This is a genomic window from Streptomyces sp. MCA2 (assembly GCF_023544705.1).
In the GTDB taxonomy this organism is placed as follows: Bacteria; Actinomycetota; Actinomycetes; order Streptomycetales; family Streptomycetaceae; genus Streptomyces; species Streptomyces decoyicus.
Genome location: NZ_JAMJFM010000037.1, coordinates 89,100 through 95,658, shown reverse-complemented (window position 1 = coordinate 95,658; position 6,559 = coordinate 89,100). Strand labels below are relative to the sequence as shown.

7 protein-coding genes are annotated in these 6,559 nt (G+C 67.1%); 1 reads left to right on the top strand and 6 read right to left on the bottom strand.

Features of this window, described 5'->3' with window-relative positions; genetic code table 11:
• On the bottom strand, positions 1–955 hold a 955-nt coding region (sph, locus tag M8I34_RS27335), incomplete at its 3' end, for a sphingomyelin phosphodiesterase (RefSeq protein ID WP_250053615.1).
• A 273-nt stretch (positions 956–1,228) separates the two neighbouring features.
• Here sph and M8I34_RS27330 point away from each other — a divergent pair.
• Positions 1,229–1,930, top strand: a complete 702-nt coding sequence (locus tag M8I34_RS27330; RefSeq protein ID WP_250053612.1) for a maleylpyruvate isomerase family mycothiol-dependent enzyme — start codon at positions 1,229–1,231, stop codon at positions 1,928–1,930.
• A gap of 125 nt (positions 1,931–2,055) precedes the next feature.
• On the opposite strand, the gene M8I34_RS27325 is transcribed toward M8I34_RS27330, so the two are convergent.
• The 5 genes from M8I34_RS27325 to M8I34_RS27305 all read right to left on the bottom strand — a co-directional run bounded on the left by M8I34_RS27325 (position 2,056) and on the right by M8I34_RS27305 (position 6,051).
• A complete protein-coding gene (locus M8I34_RS27325; RefSeq protein WP_250053610.1) occupies positions 2,056–2,397 on the bottom strand; it encodes a hypothetical protein in 342 nt (113 codons plus the stop codon).
• Between the two features lie 30 nt (positions 2,398–2,427).
• Complete coding sequence (locus tag M8I34_RS27320; RefSeq protein ID WP_250053608.1) at positions 2,428–2,607, bottom strand: hypothetical protein; 180 nt, start codon at positions 2,605–2,607, stop codon at positions 2,428–2,430.
• 190 nt (positions 2,608–2,797) lie between these two features.
• Entirely contained in the window at positions 2,798–3,367 is a 570-nt protein-coding gene (locus M8I34_RS27315; protein WP_250053606.1) for an SUKH-4 family immunity protein, read from the bottom strand.
• A 287-nt stretch (positions 3,368–3,654) separates the two neighbouring features.
• The gene (locus M8I34_RS27310; protein ID WP_250053604.1) at positions 3,655–4,998 is read right to left on the bottom strand and encodes an MFS transporter; all 1,344 of its coding nucleotides are present in this window, start codon (positions 4,996–4,998) and stop codon (positions 3,655–3,657) included.
• 471 nt (positions 4,999–5,469) lie between these two features.
• Entirely contained in the window at positions 5,470–6,051 is a 582-nt protein-coding gene (locus M8I34_RS27305; protein WP_030987613.1) for a lytic polysaccharide monooxygenase auxiliary activity family 9 protein, read from the bottom strand.
• Between the last annotated feature and the right edge of the window lie 508 nt (positions 6,052–6,559).

Genomic DNA, 6,559 nt, shown 5'->3' with positions numbered 1-6,559 from the left:
AGCCCAGTACCGGGTAGTGGTCCGAGTAGCGGGTGTAGGTCGTGTCGTCGAGTTCCCACGGCGGCGACGAGACGACCTGGCCCGTGTTGCGCCAGGCGGTCGGCCGCGCGTGCCTGTTGTCGTAGAGGACATAGTCGAGCCATTCCCGCGGAGAGTCGGGGTACCTCTCCCTCGTCAGCGCGTTGGTCGCGGGATCGCTCGTGTACGGGTGGCCCTCATAGTGTGGTGTCGCGGCACCGAGGCTTCTGAGAAGTCCGGCGTACTCACGACCGTAGCGGTCGATGTTCATATCCCCGGCGAAGATGACTGGCTCGTCTGCGGGAATCTTGAGGCCATCGACGAAATGGCGCATCTCTTTGAGCTGGGACGTGCGTGTCCGGGCCGCCTCACCGTCGTCGCACCCGTCATCGTCTGCCTGTAGGTGGGTACCCAGCACATGCACGGGCGCGCCGTTCACATTCAGCCGGGCGTAGGCAAATCCCTTCTCGGACAAAGAGTCCGCGCCGCAGGCGTCGTCATATATGTACTGGATCTGGCGCGTAATGGGCCACCGGCTGGCGATGGCGACGCCACCGTCCTCATACGGCAGGGACGAGTAGTCACCGAGGGTCTGATGCCAGCCATCCGTCGACCGGCCCACCACAGGAGTTCTGTAGGGGTAGCCCTTCAGACGCGCCATCAGGATGTCGGAAGCGCTGTTGTCGAAGAGCTCTTGGAATACGACAACGTCCTTGCCGGCGACATACGGGGCCGAGCCGATGAGCGCACCTCGCTCATCCTGGGCCCAGCCATCAGTGATGAAGGAAGGCAACAACATGGTGTTCGTGGTGAGCACCTTGAGTTGAGGAACGCTCCCTGTGACTTCGTTTCCCGGTGCGACAGCACTTGCCGGGACGGATGTGGTGCCGGCCAGGACGGCCGAGACCACGAGCAGGGCGGTGACACGGAGTTTCATGTGAGTCCCCTCAAGGGTGACAGGTGCACAGGTATGTACATGTACTCCAGACACCCTGGACCCCTGGTCAGGACGCGTCATGAGCAAGCTTCACTCAAAGTGCAACGTTGAGGGATGTGGCGTACCTCAGGGGCCGGTTGACGCCCTTGAGGGGGCGGTCTAGCATCCAGGATGCTATCGCTATACGGATGTTGACTTCCATATTGCGGATTCGGTTTTTGGTGAGAGTCGCCGCGCCAGACAGGTAACAGGTACGTGAGGACTGGGATGCATATGACCGAGGTGCTGGTCTCGATCGCCGCGTCCACGGACCGACTGGTACAGACCGTCAAGGCGCTCGATGACACGGAGGTCGGCGGAGAGACGCTGGTGCCGCCATGGACCCGTGGCCATGTGATCACTCATGTGGCACGCGCCGCCGACAGTCTCTGTCGGCTGCTGACCTGGGCCCGGACGGGTGTGGAGACGCCGCAGTACGCCAGCATGGAGGAACGGGCCGCGGAGATCGAGGCCGGTGCCCGGCGCCCGGTCCACGAGTTGGTGGCCGATGTCGTGGCGAGCGCCGAGCGCTTCGATGACGCCGTGCGCTCCCTGCCGGACGCGGCGTGGAGCTATGAAGTCCGCATGCGCACAGGTGAACTGCGGACGCCGGAGGCCCTGGCGTCCGCCCGCCTGCGCGAACTCGAAGTCCATCACGTGGACTTGGCGGTCGGCTACGGATTCGCCGATGTGCCGCCGCCGACCGCCCGCTTGATCATCGACGACCTCGTCGACGCACAGCGCCGGCGCGAAGGCGTACCGCCTCTGCGCATCGAAGCGACGGACACCGGCCTGACCCATGAACTGGGCACTGGAGGGCCGGCCATCAGGGGCACTCAGGCCGACCTCCTCGGCTGGCTCACCGGCCGCACCACCGGTGCCACGCTCACGACCTCCGGGCCCGGCCCGGTCCCCACCGCACCGTACTGGATCTGAATCCGACGGCGTCTGCCCCTCACTCGTGGCGACGGCTTCTATCGGGCACCCAGGCGGTACGGCTCAGCCGCGCACGCCGGCCTTCTCCCGAGCCACCGCATGAAAGGACCGATGACTCGCGTGGCTCATCCGGGCAACCGCCCGGGACGGCCGCCGTCCCCGGGGGCTTGGCTCTCCAGGAAGTCGAGGGCGTCGCGGGCAATCGTGGCCAAGTGCCCTGGGCAGCGCCAGAGTTCGGTGAAGCCGGTGTCGTACGGTTCCTCTTCCTCCGGGTCGTCCTGCCACTCGTCCGCTTCATGAATCAGGTCGATGAAGCCGAGAGGATCGTCCGGGTACTGGACCGCGTCCCCGTCCCAGGGGTGGGAGTCATGCGCACAGGTGCTCTCACGATCGCGGAAGGAAGCCAGCGCAGTCCTCAGGGCCTTCTTCGCACGGGCGATATCTGAGTGCCTGTCACACCAGACCATGTAGGGACCGGGGGCGGCGACCCCGAGGAGTCAGAAGACCGTGGCATCACTGGTGAGGTCGTCTTCGAGGTCGTACACGCAACAGGCGACCGCCACATACGGGTCGCCGTAGGGGTATCCATGAAGGGTGCTGCCGAGATCACTCACGAATTCGGCGATGTCGATCTCGGTGTCGATGTCGATGCCGATGTGCTGATCACTATCCCTCACGAGATTAGTGACGAACCGGAGTCCGAGGCAGTTCCCGGCTCTTTCGGGAGCTGAGCTGGGGCGGCGCTGCGCTGTGCCTCCCGGGCTTCGTTCTCCACGGCCGCCACTCGCCGACCAGTCAAGTCCGTGCAGGGAACCGAGGCAGCCTGCGCATCCAAGTCATGGTGCTCCTGAGGGCTGGGTTCCCCCATTACCGGGTGTCAGGGTCGGAAACCCATTCGAGGACCTCGTGCCAGCGTGAATGCTGAACGTTCAGAGCTGCTGGATCAATCTCTCTCATCTGAGCGCTGAGACGCCGCTCCGCGCCCTCGTGATCGAGCACTTGCGCCCTTTCCTCGTCATAGTTCGGGCGCTCCACTTCCAGCAGGTAGAGGAAGTGAGCGAAGGAATGGAGGTCCTTGTTGAGCGCGTACCCCTCCTCGTCGGCCGCGGGGAGACAATGGACCACCCCCGTAGCGACGTCCAAGGCGATGTCGTCGTAGGGCACCATGCCCAGCAGGACCCAGTCCGCGGCATTGGCAGGGAGGTTCGTCCATCGCGTCCGCAAGTCCTCATAGCAGACGCCCACCTTCTTGAGGTCCCGCCGGGACGTGTCGATCAGGTCGAACCAGGGGTTGGCGCGGACGGGGAGCCCTACGTTGCGGAGGAAGTCCACACTTGCCGCGTGCTCGATGCCATCGACCATCGTCTCCGGAAGCGTGAGCAATTCGTCGGAGCTGAACTCGCCTTCCAGCGTCGTCCTGTCAATGGGTGGCGTCATGCTGTGCCCTTCTCTGGTTAGTCGTGATGGAGTGTGCTTCAAGTGGCGGCCGACGCAGCCACCGCGCCTCGCCTACTGCACCTTCCGCGCAATCCATGAGCAGGGCGGCGCCCCCCGGCGACCCCGCCAAGTCCGCATCACCGCCCGCACCACGGGTTCGGTGACAAGGAAGGTCTGCCGGCATCCGGATCGCCTCGGTGAGCAGGCCGCAGCCGCGTAGGCGGAAGATGGCCGCGGGCGGTAAGGAACAAGTCGGGAAGTCGAGACAAGTCGGGTGTCCGCGAGGTCTACACAGAACCGGCTCCTTCCGACGCTCCTCGAGCGTCGTGTTCCGCACGGCCGACGCCGCTCCGGGACTTCCCTTCCGCTTCGTCGTGCAAGACAACTGGCTCCCGTCGACCCACCAGCTGTGGTCGGGGGAGGGGCGTACGTGCCAGAACCGCGACCCCGCTCAGCACAGCCGGCAGCGTCGCGATGACGAAGCAGCACCAGAGCGGCAGCAGATCCACCGTGAGCCCGGCGAGGGCGGTGCCTCCCGACGCCCCGGCGTTGAAGGCGCTGTTCACCCACGCCCCGGCCCGGGTGCGGCTGCTGGTGTCAGCGCACTCGTCAGCGACGAGGTACGCGGTGGTCAGCGCGGGCGCCACACACGCCCCGGCGGCGCACACCACGAGCGCGAGCACCCACGGGTTCGGCGACATACCGGCGCCGGACAGGACGAGCCCGAGTGCCAGCGCGAGGAGCGGCAGCCGGATACGGCCCGGTACCCGCCACGCACGTGCCCCGTATGCCAGCCCCCCGACTGCGCTGCCGACTGCCAGTGCGGCCTCGAGCCACGCGACAGCGGCCGGCTCCTTCTGCCGTTCGGAGAAGGCGACGAGCAGCAGGCTGAGAGCCCCCAGGCACATGCCGACGCCGGCCGTCACCACGACGGCCTCCAGCAGGGCGTTGCCGCGCAAGCCCTTCCACCAGCCCCGGGACACACCCGTAGGCCGAGCCCCGGCGGCGATGCCCGGGTCAGGGGCGCACATGGCAGGCGACCCGACCATGACCAGCGTCCCGCTCAACAGCAGCCCGGCGCTGACTCCCACGCCGATCGCCGGATGTCCGACGGCGATGAACACTCCTGCCGCCAACGGGCCGCTGACATAGAGGAGTTCTTCAGCGACCGTGTCCAGCGAGAAGGCCCGCCGGCGCAGCGCAGGGTCCGGCAGGAGCGTGCTCCACGCCGCTCGCATGACGGGCCCGAGCGGCGGTGCGCAGGCTCCCGCCGTACCCGTGAGGAGCATCAGCAGCCACCTTGGGGCGCCGGCCTGCCAGGTTGCGGCAGTGAGGGCTGCCAGCAGAAGCGCGTACACCGCGGCCATCGTGGGGAGTACTCGCCGCGGTCCGCGGCGGTCGATCAGTTGGGCCCGGAGGGGCGCCAGGAAGGCGGTAGTCGCTCCGAAGAGGGCGAGGGCGCCGCCCGCCCATGCGTAGGACCCGGTGGCCTGGGTGAGGGCGACGGCGAGTGAGACGAAGACGATGCCGTAGGAGAAGCGGGCGACGAGCGCCGGGGCGAAGGTGCGCAGCACGTGTGGCTCACGCAGTACGGCGGCATAGCTGGGGGCATGGGACGAGGACGAGGCCATCGGAAGTTCTTCCCGTGAGAGAGCGCTTCATCGGGGCGCTGTAGTGAGTAGGCATGCCTGCGACCGCGGCGGCGTAGGAGCTCCGCGGTCGTAGTCGGCCTAGGCACGGGGGAAGAACACGCCTTCACTTTGGCAGTCCCACGTGCTCCCGTCCAGAGGACGGCTTCTGCTGCTCAGGGGAAAGGACGGCAGTGCGGTGTCAGGCCGGCGGGTAGCACGCCAGTGTGCACCGGCTCGACGTCCCTTGCGCTGGTGGTGCTGTTTCCGGTGGCCGCCGGCTTGACCTCAGCCATGGTTGAGGAGCAGGACTCGCAATCGATATCGAGGGATAGTCGCTCACCTTTGTGGTGCGGCGGTCTGAGCCATCCGATGCCATCCGAGAGCCTGGCCTAAGCCGCATCAGTCAATGCCGGCGCCCCGTCACCGATGAAGGTGACGGGGCGCCGGTACCAGCCTCGGACGCGTGTCGGGTCAGCTGATGTTGAGGTCGATGACCTGGTAGAAGGCGTTGCCGGTGTCGGCGACTTCCCACACCGACAGGAGCACGTGGTACCCGTGGCGGTCACCGGGCAGTGTGATGCTGTGGACGGTCGGGTTCTCCGGGAGGAGGTCTTCGGCGTTCCAGTACGGCTGGCCGCTGTTCTGGTACGTGGCGATCGGTTCCAGGTCGAACTGTGTCCGCGTCAGGCGCGCTCCCGGGTCCCAGCCACTCTTGGTGAGGAAGTAGTTCCAGCGGCGTGTCTTGTGCTCCGCGTGGTAGTGCCAGGTGATGTCCAGCGCCTTGCCGGCGGACACCGGGTGCTTGCGCCAGTCCTGCTGCGCGTCCGGCTCGTCGAGCTTGGCGGCGAAGTCCTTCCCGGCGCTGGCGATCCGGCCGTCCTGGGGCGGCTCGAAGTTGGGGACGTCGTCCGGCGCGTAGGGGTCCGTGAGGCCGGATTCCGTCGCGGGGAAGAACTTCCCGGCCTCCAGGCCGGCAGCCTGCCAGTCCGCGAGGTGGAGTTGGGCCCTGGACTCGGGCCTGGTCACCGTTCCGTGTCGCGCTTCTCGTTCCACAGCTCTCTCCTTAGCGACGAGCTCGGGCGTCACGTCGACGCCTTGTGTGCGCAGAGTAGCTAATCGATTACTGAATGTACTTGCGCCACTGAGTCGGTCACACGACCTGGACCCATTCACCGGACTGGCGGTGGGTCCCAGGGGAATCTGCCGGAAGCGGGAGGTGTCACCGTCGGCCGCGCTCCTCCTGCTGCCGTCGGCGTGTCGGCCCGTCGGCGGGCCAGCCCGGCGTTGTTGGGTGCCGAGCAGGGGGCGAAAGGTGGCGGCCCGAGGGGTGGCACACGGGCTGCTGGCTGCGGTCGCGTCGATGCCGGGCCGGGTTGATGTGCTGGGCGGGTGGCCAAGGGGGGGTGTATGGCGTGGCTGCTGGCTGCTTGCTGGTGGCGATCGGCGACCCCGGATGGGCAGAGGGTGCCTCTGGGCTGGGAAGGGGTGGCTGGCTGCTACCTGTGGCGGGCGTGCGCCGCGCACTCAATGGGCGGGTGAATGCGCCAAAGCGCGCTGTCCG

What these genes read in the sequence shown, in the direction of transcription:
- M8I34_RS27325 (WP_250053610.1), bottom strand. Translation starts at nt 2,397, where the DNA reads ATGGTCTGGTGTGACAGGCACTCAGATATCGCCCGTGCGAAGAAGGCC.
- M8I34_RS27310 (WP_250053604.1), bottom strand. Translation starts at nt 4,998, where the DNA reads ATGGCCTCGTCCTCGTCCCATGCCCCCAGCTATGCCGCCGTACTGCGT.
- M8I34_RS27315 (WP_250053606.1), bottom strand. Translation starts at nt 3,367, where the DNA reads ATGACGCCACCCATTGACAGGACGACGCTGGAAGGCGAGTTCAGCTCC.
- M8I34_RS27330 (WP_250053612.1), top strand. Translation starts at nt 1,229, where the DNA reads ATGACCGAGGTGCTGGTCTCGATCGCCGCGTCCACGGACCGACTGGTA.